Source organism: Amycolatopsis sp. NPDC104587 (assembly GCF_055583645.1).
Genome location: NZ_JBVJNO010000001.1, coordinates 417,656 through 433,406 on the forward strand (window position 1 = coordinate 417,656; position 15,751 = coordinate 433,406).

Annotated in this window: 14 protein-coding genes; 10 read left to right on the plus strand and 4 right to left on the minus strand. The window is 72.1% G+C overall.

What is annotated here, in order from left to right:
• The first annotated feature begins 374 nt into the window (after positions 1–374).
• From ACZ61C_RS02015 to ACZ61C_RS02040, 6 genes are all read left to right on the plus strand, one after another.
• Complete coding sequence (locus ACZ61C_RS02015) at positions 375–3,389, plus strand: sensor histidine kinase (RefSeq protein WP_465302744.1); 3,015 nt, start codon at positions 375–377, stop codon at positions 3,387–3,389.
• Positions 3,390–3,409: 20 nt separating this feature from the next.
• Positions 3,410–3,871, plus strand: a complete 462-nt coding sequence (locus ACZ61C_RS02020; protein WP_364624061.1) for a roadblock/LC7 domain-containing protein — start codon at positions 3,410–3,412, stop codon at positions 3,869–3,871.
• 25 nt (positions 3,872–3,896) lie between these two features.
• Entirely contained in the window at positions 3,897–4,682 is a 786-nt protein-coding gene (locus tag ACZ61C_RS02025) for a DUF742 domain-containing protein (protein ID WP_465301826.1), read from the plus strand.
• Positions 4,663–5,271: a GTP-binding protein gene (locus ACZ61C_RS02030; RefSeq protein WP_086861435.1), complete on the plus strand. Its 609-nt coding sequence runs from the start codon at positions 4,663–4,665 to the stop codon at positions 5,269–5,271. The genes ACZ61C_RS02025 and ACZ61C_RS02030 overlap by 20 nt, the downstream gene beginning before the upstream one ends.
• Before the next feature lie 394 nt (positions 5,272–5,665).
• On the plus strand, positions 5,666–6,082 hold the full coding sequence (locus ACZ61C_RS02035) for a roadblock/LC7 domain-containing protein (protein ID WP_465301828.1): 417 nt from the start codon (positions 5,666–5,668) through the stop codon (positions 6,080–6,082).
• A 6-nt stretch (positions 6,083–6,088) separates the two neighbouring features.
• Positions 6,089–7,117: a DUF742 domain-containing protein gene (locus ACZ61C_RS02040; RefSeq protein ID WP_465301830.1), complete on the plus strand. Its 1,029-nt coding sequence runs from the start codon at positions 6,089–6,091 to the stop codon at positions 7,115–7,117.
• 3 nt (positions 7,118–7,120) lie between these two features.
• Here the strand turns inward: ACZ61C_RS02040 and ACZ61C_RS02045 are convergent, their stop codons facing one another.
• Positions 7,121–9,358 carry a helicase-associated domain-containing protein gene (locus tag ACZ61C_RS02045; protein WP_465301832.1) on the minus strand — a complete coding sequence of 746 codons (2,238 nt, stop codon included), beginning with the start codon at positions 9,356–9,358 and terminating at the stop codon, positions 7,121–7,123.
• Between the two features lie 91 nt (positions 9,359–9,449).
• Between ACZ61C_RS02045 and ACZ61C_RS02050 the strand changes: the two genes are divergently transcribed.
• The 4 genes from ACZ61C_RS02050 to ACZ61C_RS02065 all read left to right on the plus strand — a co-directional run bounded on the left by ACZ61C_RS02050 (position 9,450) and on the right by ACZ61C_RS02065 (position 12,689).
• A complete protein-coding gene (locus ACZ61C_RS02050) occupies positions 9,450–9,629 on the plus strand; it encodes a hypothetical protein (RefSeq protein WP_465301834.1) in 180 nt (59 codons plus the stop codon).
• Positions 9,630–9,734: 105 nt separating this feature from the next.
• The gene (locus ACZ61C_RS02055; RefSeq protein ID WP_465301836.1) at positions 9,735–11,126 is read left to right on the plus strand and encodes an NAD-dependent malic enzyme; all 1,392 of its coding nucleotides are present in this window, start codon (positions 9,735–9,737) and stop codon (positions 11,124–11,126) included.
• A gap of 175 nt (positions 11,127–11,301) precedes the next feature.
• A complete protein-coding gene (gene moaC, locus ACZ61C_RS02060; RefSeq protein WP_465301838.1) occupies positions 11,302–11,772 on the plus strand; it encodes a cyclic pyranopterin monophosphate synthase MoaC in 471 nt (156 codons plus the stop codon).
• Positions 11,769–12,689 carry a molybdenum cofactor biosynthesis protein MoaE gene (locus ACZ61C_RS02065; RefSeq protein ID WP_465301840.1) on the plus strand — a complete coding sequence of 307 codons (921 nt, stop codon included), beginning with the start codon at positions 11,769–11,771 and terminating at the stop codon, positions 12,687–12,689. The genes moaC and ACZ61C_RS02065 overlap by 4 nt, the downstream gene beginning before the upstream one ends.
• Positions 12,690–12,883: 194 nt before the next feature.
• Here the strand turns inward: ACZ61C_RS02065 and ACZ61C_RS02070 are convergent, their stop codons facing one another.
• The 3 genes from ACZ61C_RS02070 to moaA all read right to left on the minus strand — a co-directional run bounded on the left by ACZ61C_RS02070 (position 12,884) and on the right by moaA (position 15,720).
• Positions 12,884–13,516: a LysM peptidoglycan-binding domain-containing protein gene (locus tag ACZ61C_RS02070; protein WP_465301842.1), complete on the minus strand. Its 633-nt coding sequence runs from the start codon at positions 13,514–13,516 to the stop codon at positions 12,884–12,886.
• A gap of 877 nt (positions 13,517–14,393) precedes the next feature.
• The gene (locus tag ACZ61C_RS02075) at positions 14,394–14,654 is read right to left on the minus strand and encodes a MoaD/ThiS family protein (RefSeq protein WP_465301844.1); all 261 of its coding nucleotides are present in this window, start codon (positions 14,652–14,654) and stop codon (positions 14,394–14,396) included.
• Between the two features lies 1 nt (position 14,655).
• The gene (moaA, locus tag ACZ61C_RS02080; RefSeq protein ID WP_465301846.1) at positions 14,656–15,720 is read right to left on the minus strand and encodes a GTP 3',8-cyclase MoaA; all 1,065 of its coding nucleotides are present in this window, start codon (positions 15,718–15,720) and stop codon (positions 14,656–14,658) included.
• Positions 15,721–15,751 lie beyond the last annotated feature (31 nt).

The following is a 15,751-nucleotide window of genomic DNA, read 5'->3' on the forward strand; positions in this document are numbered from 1 at the left end:
GTGGGTTAGGCCGAACCAGAGACCGATGCGAGACCAGCGCAGGGACCCGACCGTGATGCTCGAGCTGAACCGATTCCGTCCACCTGGACGGGGTTCAGGAACGCCCGCCCAAGACGATCTTTTCACCCGTGCGGGTAGCGTCTTGCGCTCGGCTCCACCCGGACGGCCGGTGCGCCGGCATGCGGGGAGTGTGCAGACGAGTGGCTGAGCAGAACGGCGCGCGTCCCGGCGGGCGCTGGACCGAACAGGGATATCCGAGCACGAACGACGATGGTGGTGCGGCGGTGCCGAACGAAGACACCGCGGGGGTGGGAGGGGCCCCTGCGCAGCGGCCCGGAACGGATCCGGGCCGGAAGGCCGGGTTCTTCTCGGGCATGCGTGACTGGCGGCTGCGGTCCAAGCTGGCGGCGGTCCTGATCATTCCCACCCTGACCGCTCTGGCGCTGGGTGCGCTGCAGGTGGTCGACGACGCCCGGCAGGCCGCGGAGTTCCAGCGCACCGCCGACCAGGTCGCGTTCGCCGTCAAGGTCACCACGGTGGTGCACGAGCTGCAGAACGAGCGCTCGCTGGCCGTGGCCCGGCTCTCGTCCGGCAATGCGCTGCTGCAGACCGGGCTGGACGCGCAGATCGGCAAGGTCGACCGCGAGATAGGCGACCTGCGCAGCGGCGCGGCCGCCCTCAACTACGACGACCAGGCCACCAAGGACCGCTACGCCCGCGGCATCCAGCGCCTCGACGCGCTGCGCCCGCTGCGCGCGGCGTACAACACCCAGAACGGCCTGCCGGACATCACGGTCATGACCGCGTACTCCGGCATCCTGGACGCCCTGATCGAGCTCGGCCGCGAGGTGACCACCGCGGTCACCGACCGCGACGTCCTCCGGCTCGGCACCAGCACGCAGGCGGTCAGCGAGGCCAAGGAGTTCACCACCCGATCCGACGCCGAACTGCAGATCGCCGCGTACCGCGGGAGCTTCCCGGGTGACCTCCTGGACCAGACGCGCGCGTCGGCCTCCAGTGCGGACGCCTCGGTGCAGGCCTTCCTCGCGAACGCCGACGACGACCAGCGGCAGCTCTACAACGACACCTACTCCGGCCCGGAGGTCGACGACCGCCGCCGGATCCAGACCGCGGCGTTCGCCTTCGCCCAGCTGGGGGAGGCGCCGAGCGTCGACACCACCGCCCTCAGCAAGGACAGCACGGTGTCGGCCGACAAGCTGCACGCCGTCGAGTCGAACCTGCTGGCCCAGCTCAAGTCCCGCGCCGACGACCTCGCCACGGCGGCGGTCAACTCGGCCTGGGTCGGGGGCGCCGTGGTGCTCGCGGCGCTGGCGCTCGCGGTCGCGCTGATGCTCATCGTCGCCCGCCTGATGCTGCGCCCGCTGCGGGTGCTGCGGAAGAGCGCGCTGGACGTGGCTTACACCCGGCTGCCCGAAACCGTGCAGGCGATCCTCGACGACCCGGACCCGGTCGGCGCCTCGAAGAAGGCCGTCACGCCGGTGCCCGTCACCTCCCGCGACGAGATCGGCGAGGTCGCGCGGTCGTTCGACATCGTCCACGAACAGGCCGTCAAGATGGCCGCCGAGCAGGCGCTCCTGCGGGAAAACGTCAACGGCATCTTCGTGAACCTCTCGCGGCGGTCGCAGCGGCTGGTGGAACGCCAGCTCGGCGTCATCGACCGCCTCGAGGCCGACGAGCAGGACCCGGACCACTTGGCCAGCCTGTTCGAGCTCGACCACCTGGCCACCCGGCTGCGGCGCAACGGTGAGTCCCTGCTGGTGCTTTCCGGCGCCGGCCTGGCGAAGTCCGTGCCCAAGCCGGTGCCCGCCGCCGACGTCATCGGCGCCGCGGTGTCCGAGATCGAGCAGTACGCCCGGATCGAGGTCGGCATCGTGCCCGACGTCGCGGTCCAGGGCCTCGCGATCCACGACCTCGTGCACGTCCTCGCGGAGCTGCTCGACAACGCGACCTACTTCTCCGAGCCGGAGACGAAGGTCATCGTGCGGGCCGTCGTGACCCGCCGGAAGGCGCTCGCCATCCAGGTCACCGACCACGGTGTCGGCATGAGCGAAGAGCGGCTGGCCGAGGTCAACGGCCGGCTCGCCGAGCCGCCGGACCTGGACGTGTCGGTGACCCGGCGGATGGGTCTGTACGTGGTCTCGCGCCTGGCCAAGCGGCACGGCATCGAGGTCCGGCTGCGCGAGAACGAGGACATCGAAGGCGGCGTCATCGCCCGCGTCGTCGTCCCGGCGGAGCTGCTCACCCACCTCCGCCCGGGCATGCAGCGGCAGACCCCGCCGCCGGCGAACCGGTCCGAGACGTCGATGTCGCTGCCCAGCATCCCGCTGCCCTCGGCGCCGTCCGACTTCGAGCAGACGCGGTCGCACACCCCGGTGCCGCCGTCCGCGCCGCCGCCCCCACCGGCCCCGCCGGTGCACGAGCCGGTGGCGAACCAAGGCGGGCTGGTCCCGCTCGACCAGCCGATCAGCCTGGACGACCTGGTCAGCGGTGGCCGCGCGGCGGGCCCGTTCCTGTCGCCGGACCTGCCGAAGCAGGACACCCCGGCCTGGCCGACCGCCGAGGACCTGGCGCCGCTGACGCCGTCTTCGAACGGCGACGGCGCCTCGCACGCCAGCGACACGCAGTTCGCGCCGCTGGTGCTGCCGAAGCGGGAGCCGAAGTACGTCCCGCCGGAGGAGCCGCCACCGCCGCCACCACGGGTGGAGGACGCCGGACCGTCGGCCCTCGAGGACGATGTACCCACCCGGCGGCTGCCCATCTACCAGTCGGTGCTGTCACGCTGGTTCAGTGAGGGCGACGACGCGGCTGCCGACCCGGTGCCGCCGCAGAGCGAGCGGGAGGACCCCAACCTGCCGCCGCTCACCGGTTACGACGAGCCCGCCGCGGAACCCGCCGGCGAGCGTCTTCCGAAGCGGGTCCCGGAGCACGTCCCGGACCGCGTCGAACAGGTGGACGAGCTGCAGCCGACCGCGGCGACCCGGCACCCGCTGCTCCCGCCCGACGACGGCTGGCACAGTGCCTCCGACGACGGCTGGAACGCGGCGCAGTCGCTGCTGGAAGCCAAGAACGAGGAGATCACCCCGGCCGGGCTGCCCAAGCGCGTGCCGAACCAGTACCTGGTCCCGGGGTCGATCAGCAGTCCCTCGGCCGGCGAGCCGGCGCAGAACAACTTCGCGGACAACACCGCGGGCATGCCCGGAACGGGTGCGATCACCCGCTCGGCGTCCGCGGCGCGGAACCGGATGGCAAGCTTCCAGCGGGGGTACACCTCGGGACGACATGCGTTGAAGGAGCTCCCGGCCGAAGAGAGGCTGGAAGGCAGCGGGGTTCCGGGGCGTGGCAACACCACAGACAGCAGTGAGGAGTGAAAGTGACACGGGCGGGTGCAATGCAGCCGGGTGGCTCCGCGCAGCCGAACGGCCAGGCGCATGCCAAGGCGAGCAATGCCGGCAGCTTCGCATGGCTGATCACGGATTTTGTGCACCGGGTGCCCGGCGCGGCCCACGCGGTCGTGGTGTCGGCCGACGGCCTGCTCCTGGCGGCCTCGCGTGGCCTTCCGAAGGACCGGGCGGACCAGCTGGCCGCGGTGGCGTCGGGGCTCACCAGCCTCGCGCGCGGCGCGGCCAAGGTGTTCGAAGGCGGCACGGTGGCGCAGACCGTGGTCGAGATGGCCAACGGCTTTCTCTTCCTCATGTCGGTATCCGACGGTTCGTGCCTGGCGGTCCTCGGATCGCCGGAAAGTGACATCGGCCTGGTCGTCTACGAGATGACCCTGCTGGTGGAGCGGGTCGGCCAGCAGCTGACCCCGGAGATGCGGGCGCAGCTGCAGGGCTCGGCGATCCGCCGCTGAGGACCTGGGAACCGAGGAGAGAGCCGTGGACGACGGGCGCTTGAGGGGTGATGGCCGGCTCGGTGACGACTTCTCCGGCGGGTGGTCCGAGCAACCGGACGAAGGCCGGGAGGACTGGCAGTCGTTCCGGGAACGCGTCGACCGCGAATGGCGGCAACGGCGCGTCCAGGCCTCCGACAGCGACCCCGTGCGGGAACCACCGAACTGGCTGACCGACAGCAACGCCGGGCAGGAACCGATCCGGCCCATCCAGGCCGGCAACAACGGCGAGTACCGCGACCGCCTCCTGGGCGGTCCCGGTGCGGAGCTGTTCGGCGGGTCGAGCGGGCCGCTGTACGACGCGCACGACTTCGCCGCGTACAGCACCGAGCGGGACTTCTCGTCGGGACCGGACTCCGGTGAGCTGGCCGCGGCGCTGCCGCGGCAGGCCCACCAGGAGTACGTCGACGAGCCCGCGCCGACCGAGATGGAGACGTCCGGCCTGGTCCGGCCGTACTTCCGGACCCGGGGCCGGACGAAGGCGACCCTCGATCTCGCGATCGAGGCGCTGATTTCGACGAGCGAACAGGGCCGGATGCTCGACCGGGTCCGGGTGCCCGAGCACCGGTCGATCTGCGACCTGTGCCTCGACACCCGGTCGGTGGCCGAAGTGGCGGCGCTGCTGCGCCTGCCGCTCGGTGTGGTGCGGGTGTTGATTGGTGACGTGGCGGGCCTCGGCCTGGTGCTGGTGCACTCCAGCAACCAGACCGTGGGTGACCGCCCGAGTATCGAGTTCATGGAAAGGGTGCTCAGTGGGCTTCGGAGAATTTGACTCCGACGCGAACGCGCCGCAGGTGACGGGTCCGACCTCGTCGGCCAAGATCGTGGTCGCCGGCGGGTTCGGTTCGGGGAAGACAACACTGGTCGGGGCGATCTCCGAGATCGACCCGCTGACCACCGAGGCCATGATGACCGAGGCGAGCGTCGGACACGACGACACCTCGGCCACGCCCAACAAGACCACCACTACCGTGGCGATGGACTTCGGGCGCATCTCGCTGGACTCGGACCTGGTGCTGTACGTGTTCGGCACCCCCGGTCAGCACCGGTTCTGGTTCATGTGGGACGACCTCGCGGTCGGCGCCATCGGGGCGGTCGTGCTGGTGGACACGCGGCGGCTCGCCGACGCGTTCCCCTCGATCGACTTCTTCGAGAACCGGAAGCTGCCCTACGTCGTGGCCATCAACTGCTTCGACCGGTTGCTGCACCACCAGATCGAGGACGTCCGGCACGCGCTCACCATCGCGCCGTCGGTCCCGATCATGGCGTGTGACGCGCGCGAGCGCGACTCCGCCAAGCAGGTGCTGATCTCGGTCGTCCAGCACGCGATCGCGCACGATTCGGCGTTGCGCGCGGGATAACCGGATGACGCCCCGAACCGGATGCGGCCGTTGGAGTGAACTCCGCGCGCTTCACCCACTTCGGGGAGCGTGTCGGCCGTCCGTGACGGCGACCCGTCCGTCAGGGACGGCAGCGCCCGGCGCGGGGTCGCTCGGCGGACCCGGCCGGACCGACGCTGACCTGCGCGGCCGCCGATCGGCGGCCGGGCCCGGCACACCTCACCGGGTGACGCACGAACGCGTGGACCGGCGCAGGTCGGTGCGGTGCGCGCTCGCGCGCACACGTAGGGTGCGCAGCGGCCTGCCGGTGGTGGACTCGACACCACCGGCGGTGCGAATACGCTTTATCGTGGCGTCGTCGACCGGCCACTCCGGTGTGCGGCGCGTGGGGCCGCACGAGCAAGGAGGGGCAGTAGTGACGGCATCCGGCCAGGGCACATTCGGCTGGCTCATCACGGACTTCGTGCGCCGGGTACCCGGTGCCGCGCACGCCGTGCTGGTGTCCGCGGACGGGCTGCTGCTGGCGCCGTCGGAGGGACTGCCCCAGGAGCGCGCCGAGCAGCTGTCCGCGGTGGCGTCCGGGCTGATCAGCCTGACGTACGGAGCCGCACGCTGCTTCGAAGCGGGCGGTGTCAACCAAACCGTGGTGGAGATGGAGCGCGGCTACTTGTTCCTGATGTCCGTTTCGGACGGTTCGTCGCTGGCGGTGCTGGCCGCGCCGACGTGCGACATCGGCACCGTCGCCTACGAGATGACCCTGCTCGTCGAGCGGGTCGGCCAGCAGATCACCCCCGAGCTGCGCGCGCAGCTGCAGGGCGGCGTGCGTGGGTAGGTCGAGATGAGGATTTCGGGATTCGACGACCCGGACTCCAGCGGCTGGGACGCACTGCACCGCGGCACCGAGCGCGAGGGGTTCGACTCGCCGAGCAAGTTCGACATGTCGACGTTGTCGACGATCATGCCCAAGCGCAAGCCGGCCCGGCCGAAGGCGGATCCGCAGGGGTACACCGACGAGGACACCCGCGAGTGGGGTGCCGAAGACGAGTACCCGGCCGCCGCGTCCGCCGAGGAAGAATGGCGTGACGCTCCCGCCGAGCGCGAGTGGCGCGCCGCCCCGGTCGAGCGTGAGTGGGACCCCCGCCGCGCCGCGGCGGCGGAGCGTGACTGGGACGCGCCGGACGACGGGTACGACCCGGGCGAGCCGGAGTGGCAGGACGGCGACACGTACGCGCCGGAGCCCCCGGCCCTGGAGCCGGCGTGGACCCCGCCCCGCGGCGCGCGTCCGCCCGCACCCCCGCGTCCGCCGGCCCAGCGCCCGCCCGCGCAGCGGCCCCCGGCGCCCCGGCACCCCGCGCCCCGGCCTCCGGTGTCGAGGTCGCAGGCGGCGCCCCCGCCCGCGTGGGCCCCGCCGATCGCCCCCCGGACCGGCTGGACACCCCCGCCGGACCCGGAGACCCGCTGGGTCCCCCAGCCGGAGCCCTGGGACGACGCGGCCCGCAGCGTGTCGAGCCCGGTCCCGGTCGCGTCGGTGGGTTCGCGAGTGCGCCCGTACACGCGCACGGGCGGCCGCACGCGGTCCGACCACAACCTGGCGCTCGAGGCACTGGTCTCGACGTCGGACGACGGCCGCCGCTACCGCGGAGTCCGTTCGGTCGAGCACCGCCGCATCTGCGACCTGTGCCTGGACACCCGTTCGGTGGCCGAGATCGCGGCCCACCTGCACCTGCCGCTGGGCGTGGTGAAGGTGCTGGTCGGCGACATGGCCGACATCGGCCTGGTGCTGATCCACCAGACGGAGCTGATCCTCGGGGACCGCTCGTCCCGCGAGTTCATGGAACGCGTCCTGGCGGGCCTGCGCGCGCTTTAGCCGTCAGTCCTCGACGAGCGCGGCCGAGGTGATGCGGTGCAGGGAGTACCGCTCGTTGTTGTCCCCTTCGAGAATCCCGCCGCCGACGCGGATGGGGCGGACCACGCGCTGGCTGGCCGTGCCGCGGGAGTCGACAAAACCGATCCACACCTCGCGCCGCTCCAGCGTCGCGCGGGACAGCAGCTCCAGCGTCGCCGACGTGTCCGCGCCGCCGCCGACCGGGGCCCGGACCGCCGAGCCGCGACGGCGTGCCGAGGCCGCGTCGCCGGCCCGTAGGTTCGACACGATCCGCGCCGCCTGGTCCGACGTCAGGATCGCCTGCTCACCCGGGTTCCGCCGCGCCGCGCGGGCCTTCGCCGGCAGGCGGCGGCCGCCCGGGCGGATGTCGACCACGCGGCCGTCCGGGCCCTCCGCCGCCGGGGCGAAACCGGCCGCGCGCAGGCCCGCCAGCACTTCGTGCAGGGGGTCCGGGCTGATCACGACCGTCGGCGCGATCAGCCGCAGGTCGTGCTCCGCCGTCACCGGGTGGGCCAGCACCTCGGCCAGCAGCGCCTCGTCGTCACACCGCAGGAACGACGCCGCCACCCCGCCGCGCAGCCGGCCGTGCCGCCGCGCGACGTCGTCGATCAGGTAGCTCAGCGACTGCGGCACCGGTGTCGCCGACTTGGCCTTGAACAGCGCGTGCAGCTCGTCCGCCGTCCGGCCGGTGTCCAGCGCGCGCCGGACCGACGTCTCGGTGATCCGGTAGACCGTCGCGTGCCCGGCCGACTCGACGTCGGCGACCGCGTCCATCTCCGCCGCCAGCTCCGGATCGAGCGGGCCCGGGGCGACCACCGTCAGGTCGGCCTGCAGCAGCACGTGGTCCACCGGCGCGGGCAGCGCGTCCAGGATCGCCTCGACCGCGCCCGGCCGGTCGTCGGCCAGCAGCGCCCGCGTCGCCGTCGTGACGCCGCCGAGCCCGACGATCCCCAGCGCGGACGCCTCGGCCATCGTCCAGCGGACGGTCTCGTCCCGCAGCCGCCCGCCGCGCCGCGGGGCGCGCCAGGCCAGCACCGCGACGAGCTCGTCGACGCTCTTCACGCCGGCGCCGTCGGGCAGGTCGGCCAGCGCGGCCAGCACCCGCCGCCGCGCGACCGGCGCGAGCGGGCGGCGCAGCTCCTCCGAGAGCGGCGCGATCGGCTTGTCCTTCGTGTCGCGCCCACCGGCCATCCCCGGCAGCCGCGGCAGCTCCAGCCACGCCTGCGCGAGCGTCATCCAGCGCTGCGCGGTCGGCGACGCGAGCCACGAGTCGGTCAGCGTCGTCGGCACCCACTCGGGCGCGGTCGACTCGCTGTCCGCGACGAGCCCGGCGCCGACGACCAGCTCGGCGAACAGCGTCGCCTGCGTGTCGTCGACCTCGAGGTCCTTGGCCAGCTTCTTCAGCTCGCGCACGCCGAGGCCGCCCGACTTGAGCACCGGCGGCGGCGCCGCCGACCACGCGCGCAGCAGGGATTCGGTGCGGCGCAGGAACTCCATCGCCTCGCCGGCCGCCGCCGCGTCCAAAGTGGACGTCTGGTGCGGGTGCACCGGCAGCGCGGGCTCGGTGAGCGTGCCGGGTCCGAAGACACCGCCGCGCACGGCGACGCCGACCTCGCGCGGCAGCTCGACGGTCTGGTCGTCTCGCCGCAGCAGCAGCCCGCGGGCCAGCAGCTTCTGCACCGGCGTCTTAGCCTTCTCGAGCGACGCGTCGTGCCCGGCGTCGCGCGTCCGGCCGATCGGCGGCCCGGCGGCGAGAGCGGTCAGCACCCCGCGTTCGTCGTCGGGCAGCTCGGCCAGCCGCGCTTCGAGGTCCACGTCCGCGAGTGCCGGCGAGGGCGCGCCGAGCCCGGCGGGGAACGGCCCGAGCGCCTCCCGGACCGAGGGCGCCATGCGCAGCGCGTCGTCCGGGCCCCAGGCCAGCACCCGCGCGCGCAGCCGGGCCAGCGGCGCGGTGATGTCCGCGCCGACCAGCTCGGCGACGTCTTCGGCCGGCACCGGATCACGGTCCGCGCCGGCCAGCAGGCACGCCTCGAGCACGGCCACGGTGAAGGTGTCGAGGTCTTCGCAGGCGCGCGCCACCGAGCCCGGCGTGCCGGCCCGGGTGGCCAGCACCGTGCTGTCGGACGGCGGGGGCGTGGACAGGTCGCGCCGCGTGCGGAGCAGCTCTTCGAGTGCGCCGTCGGACTCGGTGCGCAGCCAGTCCGCCAAGGAGGTCGCGGGCATAGAAGGCCAGGGTACCGGGCGGTTACGCGAAGCCGCTCGGGCTCGGGCACACTGTCTCCCGAGAGAGCGAACACCGGCTGTGGAGGACGTTGTGGCCAAGGGCGAGAAGAAGAACAAGGGTGTCGACCCGACCTGGCCGGGCGAGGCGGGCGAACACCCCGTGACCGAGCTCGCGGCCGACCGCCAGGGCTCGCTGTCGCCGTTCGGCGACATCACCTTCCCGCTCGACACCGTGCCGTACGTGCACCCGGAGACCGAGATCAATCGATGACGGCATAGTTACTGGTCAGTACCGGTATCGGGGCCTCGTGAGGGCGGTCACGGGAGTAGGTTCGCTCCCGTCCCAACCGACTTTTCCCATGCGGGGGTAAGTGCCATGCCGGTTCCCGGTCCCGGATATTCGATCACCGTCCGGGTCGAGGCCCCGGCTTCGTCCAGCGCGGCCGGTGACCTCACCACCGCCGTCGGGCGGGTCGGCGGCGTCCTGACCGCGTTCGACGTCGTCGAGTCCCACTCCGACGCGATCGTGGTCGACATCAGCGCCAACGCGCTGTCGGAGAACCACGCGAACGACATCACTTCGGCGCTCGACTCGCTGCCCGGCGTCAAGGTCCGCAAGGTCTCCGACCGGACGTTCCTGATCCACCTCGGCGGCAAGATCGAGGTCACGCCCAAGGTCGCGCTCCGCAACCGTGACGACCTCTCCCGCGCCTACACCCCGGGTGTCGCCCGCGTCTGCCAGGCGATCGCGAACAACCCCGAGGACGCGCGCCGGCTGACCATCAAGCGCAACACCGTCGCGGTGCTCACCGACGGCTCCGCGGTGCTCGGCCTCGGCAACATCGGCCCGGCCGCCGCGCTGCCGGTGATGGAGGGCAAGGCGGCGCTGTTCAAGAAGTTCGCCGACGTCGACGCGTGGCCGGTCTGCCTGGACACCCAGGACACCGAAGAGATCATCCTGATCGCGAAGGCGCTGGCCCCGGTGTACGCCGGGATCAACCTCGAGGACATCGCCGCGCCGCGCTGCTTCGAGATCGAGAAGCGGCTGCGCGAGCAGCTCGACATCCCGGTGTTCCACGACGACCAGCACGGCACCGCGATCGTGGTCGTCGCCGCGCTGCGCAACGCCCTGCGCGTGGTCAAGAAGAACATCGAGGACTGCAAGATCGTGGTCAGCGGCGTCGGCGCGGCCGGCTCGGCGATCATCCGGCTGCTGCTGCGCAAGAACCCGGGTGACATCGTCGCCGCGGACATCGACGGCATCGTCCACTCCGCGCGCGGCAACCTCGACGACAACCTCACCTGGATCGCGTCGCACACCAACAAAGAGCAGGTCAGCGGCACCCTGCACGAGGCGCTGGTCGACGCGGACGTCTTCATCGGCGTCTCGGCGCCCAACCTGTTCGGCGCCGACCAGGTCGCGACGATGAAGTCCGACGCGGTCGTCTTCGCGCTGGCGAACCCGGACCCGGAGATCGACCCGCTCGAGGCGCAGCAGCACGCGGCCGTCGTCGCGACCGGCCGCAGCGACTTCCCGAACCAGATCAACAACGTGCTGGCCTTCCCGGGTGTCTTCCGCGGCCTGCTCGACGCGAACGCGCACAACATCGACGACTCCATGCTGCTCGCGGCGGCGGACGCGATCGCCGACGTCGTCGACAACGGCAAGCTCAACGCGTCGTTCATCGTGCCCAGCGTGTTCGACAGCGCGGTGGCGCCGGCGGTCGCCGAGGCGGTCCGGAAGGCCGTGCGCGCCGAGCGCGACTAAACAGTTCGGCGGACCCCGGGTCCGCCTTCGGACGGAAGACAGCGGGGTTCCGGGCGGCCTAGGCTGGGTCGCCGAGACCAACCGGCGAGCGCCGGCGCCCGGGACCCCCAGCTCGCGGCGCCGGCGCAGCTCCACCCGGCGACCGGCGGCGGGCCGGCGGAAGTAGCCTCGGCTGGTGAGTGAACTCAGCCACGTCGACGAGACCGGGGCGGCCCGGATGGTCGACGTCTCCGGCAAGACCGCCACCGCGCGGACCGCGCTCGCGGGCGGCACCGTGCGGACCACCGCGGAGGTGCTGCGGCTGCTGGCATCCGACGGCCTCCCCAAGGGTGACGCGCTGGCCACCGCCCGGATCGCCGGGATCATGGGCGCCAAGCGCGTGCCCGAGCTGATCCCGCTGTGCCACCAGATCGCGCTTTCCGGCGTGAAGGTGGAGTTCGAGCTGGGCGAGACCGACGTCCGGATCCGCGCGACGGCCAAGACCACCGACGTCACCGGTGTCGAGATGGAGGCGCTGACCGCGGTGGCCGTCGCCGGGCTGACGCTGCACGACATGATCAAGGCCGTCGACCCGGCGGCGACACTGGACGAGGTCCGCCTGCTCCGCAAGGACGGCGGCAAGACCGGGACCTGGGAGCGGCCGTGAAGCGCGACGCGCGGGTGATCGTGGCGTCCAACCGCGCCGCGAAGGGTGTCTACGAGGACAAGACCGGCCCGGTGATCGTCGCCTGGCTGGCCGGCCGCGGGTACGACGTGCCGGCGCCGGTCGTCGTCGAGGACGGCGACCCGGTCGGCGTGGCGCTGCGGGCGGCGCTGGCCGACGGCGTCGCCGTGGTGCTCACCACCGGCGGCACCGGCATCTCGCCGACCGACCGCACCCCCGACGTCACGCGCGGGGTGCTGGACCACGAGCTGCCGGGCGTCGCGGACGCGATCCGCGCGGCCGGCCTGCCGAAGGTGCCGACCGCGGTGCTCTCGCGCGGGGTCGCGGGGGTGGCCGGGCGGACCCTGGTCGTGAACCTGCCGGGCTCCAGCGGCGGCGTGAAGGACGGCCTCGGCGTGCTCGACGGCATCCTGGACCACGCGGTCGACCAGCTCGCCGGCGGTGACCACCCGCGGCCCGCCGCTTCCGCGCCTTCGGTGCGGGTCGTGCGGGCGCTGGTCACCGAGGAGGAGCTGTCGGTCGAGGAGCACGCGCGGCTGGTCGAGGACGACGCGGCGGGCGCGGTGGTGACGTTCGCCGGGGTGGTCCGCGACCACGACGGCGGCAAGGGTGTGCGCGACCTGACCTACGAAGGCCACCCGAGCGCGGGTGAGGTGATCGCCGACGTCGTCGCAGACCTCTCGGCGCGCTGGATCGGGGTGCGGGCGGTGGCGGTGAGCCACCGTGTCGGGCACCTGACGATCGGGGACGTGGCGCTGGCGTGCGCCGTGGCGGCGGAACACCGCGGCCAGGCGTTCTCGGCGTGCGCGGAGCTCGTGGACGAGGTCAAGGCGCGGCTGCCGGTCTGGAAGCACCAGCACTTCACCGACGGCACGGACGAGTGGGTCAACTCGCCGTGACCCGGCGCGGCGCCTGAGAGGCGCTGTGCGCGCCTGAAGACTCGAAGCGGCCCGGGAGGCCGTTCAGGCGTCACGGGCTCGCACGGGCGAACTCAGGCCCGGATGTGCGCGAGCCCTCCACCGCCCGGGGGATCGGCGGTGGAGGGCTCGGCTGTCACGGCTCGAGGCCGGACCTGCGCCTCAGAGCGCGATCGTCACTTGGTGGCGATCTTCTGGCCGACGAGGATCATGTCCGCGTTCGGGATGTACTTCGCGTTCAGGTCCTGCAGCTTGGCGTAGCCGCCCTGGACGTTGAACTGCTTGGCGATCTTGGACAGCGTGTCGCCCGCCACGACGGTGTAGTCACCGATCGGGTTCGAGGACGACACACCGGTCGCCGCCGGAGCCGCGGGCGCCGCCTTCTTCGGGGCGGTCGTGGTCTTCTTCGGGGTCGACTGCTTGGTGGTGGTCTTGTGGGTGGCCTTGGGGGCCGACGAGCCGCCGCCGCCCTTCTTGCCACAGACCGGCCACGCGCCGATGCCCTGACCCTGCAGGACGCGCTCGGCCACGGCGATCTGCTGCTCACGCGAAGCGTTCTGCGCGCTGCCGGTGCCGCCGTAGGCCTTCCACGTGCTCTGCGAGAACTGCAGACCGCCGTAGTAGCCGTTGCCGGTGCTGGTGCCCCAGTTGCCGCCGCTCTCGCACTGCGCGATGGCGTCCCAGTTCGTCGCCGACGCGGGGGTCGCGGCGATAGCGAGGGGAGCGCCGACCGCGATGCCCGCGATGGCGACGCGAGCGACGGTGCGGGTGGCAGCGGACATCTTGCGGTGCTTGCCTCGGTAAGACATTTGAATGCTTCTCGGTTTCCCTGCGCCTACGAGCCGGTGCTGAGGGTCAGGATCGGGGTCCTGGCGCCGGCTTCGGGGGCCGGCAGACGAGTCCGACGCACGGCGCGTCTTCGTCGTCCCCTCGTCCCTGTCCGGAAATGCTTTCGCTCGGGGTATGGGTCCGGGTATCCGTCGGACAGAGCTAGGCGCTACGGATTCCCGGTCGTGCTGGTTGGTCGGGGCCAACCGAAAAGCGACGGTACGTAACGAGCGCCGTGATCGGAAATTATTCGAGGCGTGACCTACGTCACAGTAACGGCACGCAACCCCCATCGATGTGGGTGTCTTCGCAGGTCAGCGCACCGTTACCTGGTCGTTTCCAAGCCGAGATAAAACACGGATCGTGAGGCTTGCATCACGTGTTTTGCGCAGCGAATGGGCCATTCGCGACGCCGGGCGAGCGAATGAAGCGCGCATCTTATGGCGCACTCCTGCAGTCCGCCAGACTTGACAATCCTGCCTCAGGTGCCCCTTGCGTCACAGCAGTCCCACCTGTTCGTGGGGTTTGAAGTCCCGCCGGATGCGCTCTTCCGGCCGGGGCGGGCCCCGCGGGCCGACGCAGTGCGATGGACCAGGCGAAACACGTCACCGGATGGCGTTGTGGACAGCCGCCGTTCAGCCTGCCGCGAACAGCCGGATCCGGTGACGCGCCACGCCGGGGGAGAAAGAGGTGTCGGCGAGCGGTCGGCTGCCGTACCCGAGCGGTAGGTCGAGTAAGGAGAGGACGAACTCGCGAACCGCGCCGGACGGCACCCTCGCGTGATCGGAGGGGCATCAAGCGTGATTGAAGAGGCATCAAGCGTGATTGGAGGGGCATCACGCTTGTCAGGAGGAGGGGTCAGCCGCCGGCGAAAGGGGGGAGGACGTCCAGCTCGGCGCCGTCGGTCAGGGGACGGGCTTGGTCGCGGACCGCGATGCCGTCGAGGAGGTAGCTGACCGCGTCCAGGATCTTCGGGAGACTCTCGGGGTGCAGGCGGCGCAGCTCGGCCACCGCGTCGGCGACCGACGCGCCGGACGGCAGCTGCACCTTCTCCTCTTCCGAGCCCGCGGCGGCGCGCGCCGCCGCGAAGTACCGCACCACGATGGTCAGGGTCGTCATCTCAGCCGCCGATCGCGCTCATCGGCCGGATCGGCTGCGCGAACCCGGCGTCGTTGATCTCGTGGCCGGCCAGCTTGCCCCACATCGTGGCCCGCCAGGCGTCCGCCACCTCCTCATCGCGCGCGCCCGCGCGCACGAGGGACCGCAAGTCCGTCTCGTCGTTGCTGAACAGGCAGGAGCGCACCGCGCCGTCGGCGGTCAGCCGGGTCCGCTCGCACGCCGAGCAGAACGGCCGGGTCACCGACGCGATCACGCCGACGTCGCCGGGCCCGCCGTCGACCAGCCAGCGCTCGGCCGGCGCGCCGCCCCGGGCCACCGGGAACGGCGTCAGCGTGAACGCCTCGCCCAGCATGCCGAGGATCTCCGACGCGGTGATCATCTCGCCGCGGTTCCAGCCGTGCTGGGCGTCCAGCGGCATCTGCTCGATGAACCGCAGGTGGTAGCCCTCGGCCAGGCAGAACTTCAGCAGCGGCACGGCTTCGGCGTCGTTCACGCCCCGCATCAGCACGGCGTTGACCTTCACCGGCGACATCCCGGCGTCGCGCGCGGCGGCCATGCCGGCCAGCACGTGCGAGAGCCGGTCCCGGCGGGTGATCTCGAGGAACGTCTTCGGGTCGACGGTGTCGAGCGAGACGTTGATCCGGGCCAGGCCCGCCGCCGCGAGGGCCGCCGCACGCTTGGCGAGGCCGATCCCGTTGGTGGTCATGGACAGCCGGGGCCGCGGCTCCAGGGCCGTGATCCGCGCGACGAGGTCCTCGAGGCCGGGCCGCAGCAGCGGCTCGCCGCCGGTGAGCCGGATGTCGGTGACGCCGAGCCGCTCGACGGCGATCCGGACCAGCCGGATCAGCTCGTCGTCGGAGAGCACCTGCTCGCCCGGCATCCAGTCGAGGCCCTCCGCGGGCATGCAGTAGGTGCAGCGCAGGTTGCACCGGTCGGTGAGGGAAACCCTCAGATCGGTGGCGATCCGGCCGAACGTGTCGATGAGACGGGGGTTCTCGGGCCGGGGCGCGCGAGATGAACCTCGTGTGCCGGGAACACGAGGAAACCCGAGATCCACTGCGGTCATTACGCACAGAGTAGCTCGCATGTCGCGCAAA

What these genes read in the sequence shown, in the direction of transcription:
- ACZ61C_RS02015 (WP_465302744.1), top strand. Translation starts at nt 375, where the DNA reads ATGCGTGACTGGCGGCTGCGGTCCAAGCTGGCGGCGGTCCTGATCATT.
- ACZ61C_RS02020 (WP_364624061.1), top strand. Translation starts at nt 3,410, where the DNA reads ATGCAGCCGGGTGGCTCCGCGCAGCCGAACGGCCAGGCGCATGCCAAG.
- ACZ61C_RS02040 (WP_465301830.1), top strand. Translation starts at nt 6,089, where the DNA reads ATGAGGATTTCGGGATTCGACGACCCGGACTCCAGCGGCTGGGACGCA.
- ACZ61C_RS02045 (WP_465301832.1), bottom strand. Translation starts at nt 9,358, where the DNA reads ATGCCCGCGACCTCCTTGGCGGACTGGCTGCGCACCGAGTCCGACGGC.
- ACZ61C_RS02055 (WP_465301836.1), top strand. Translation starts at nt 9,735, where the DNA reads ATGCCGGTTCCCGGTCCCGGATATTCGATCACCGTCCGGGTCGAGGCC.
- ACZ61C_RS02070 (WP_465301842.1), bottom strand. Translation starts at nt 13,516, where the DNA reads ATGTCTTACCGAGGCAAGCACCGCAAGATGTCCGCTGCCACCCGCACC.
- ACZ61C_RS02075 (WP_465301844.1), bottom strand. Translation starts at nt 14,654, where the DNA reads ATGACGACCCTGACCATCGTGGTGCGGTACTTCGCGGCGGCGCGCGCC.
- moaA (WP_465301846.1), bottom strand. Translation starts at nt 15,720, where the DNA reads ATGACCGCAGTGGATCTCGGGTTTCCTCGTGTTCCCGGCACACGAGGT.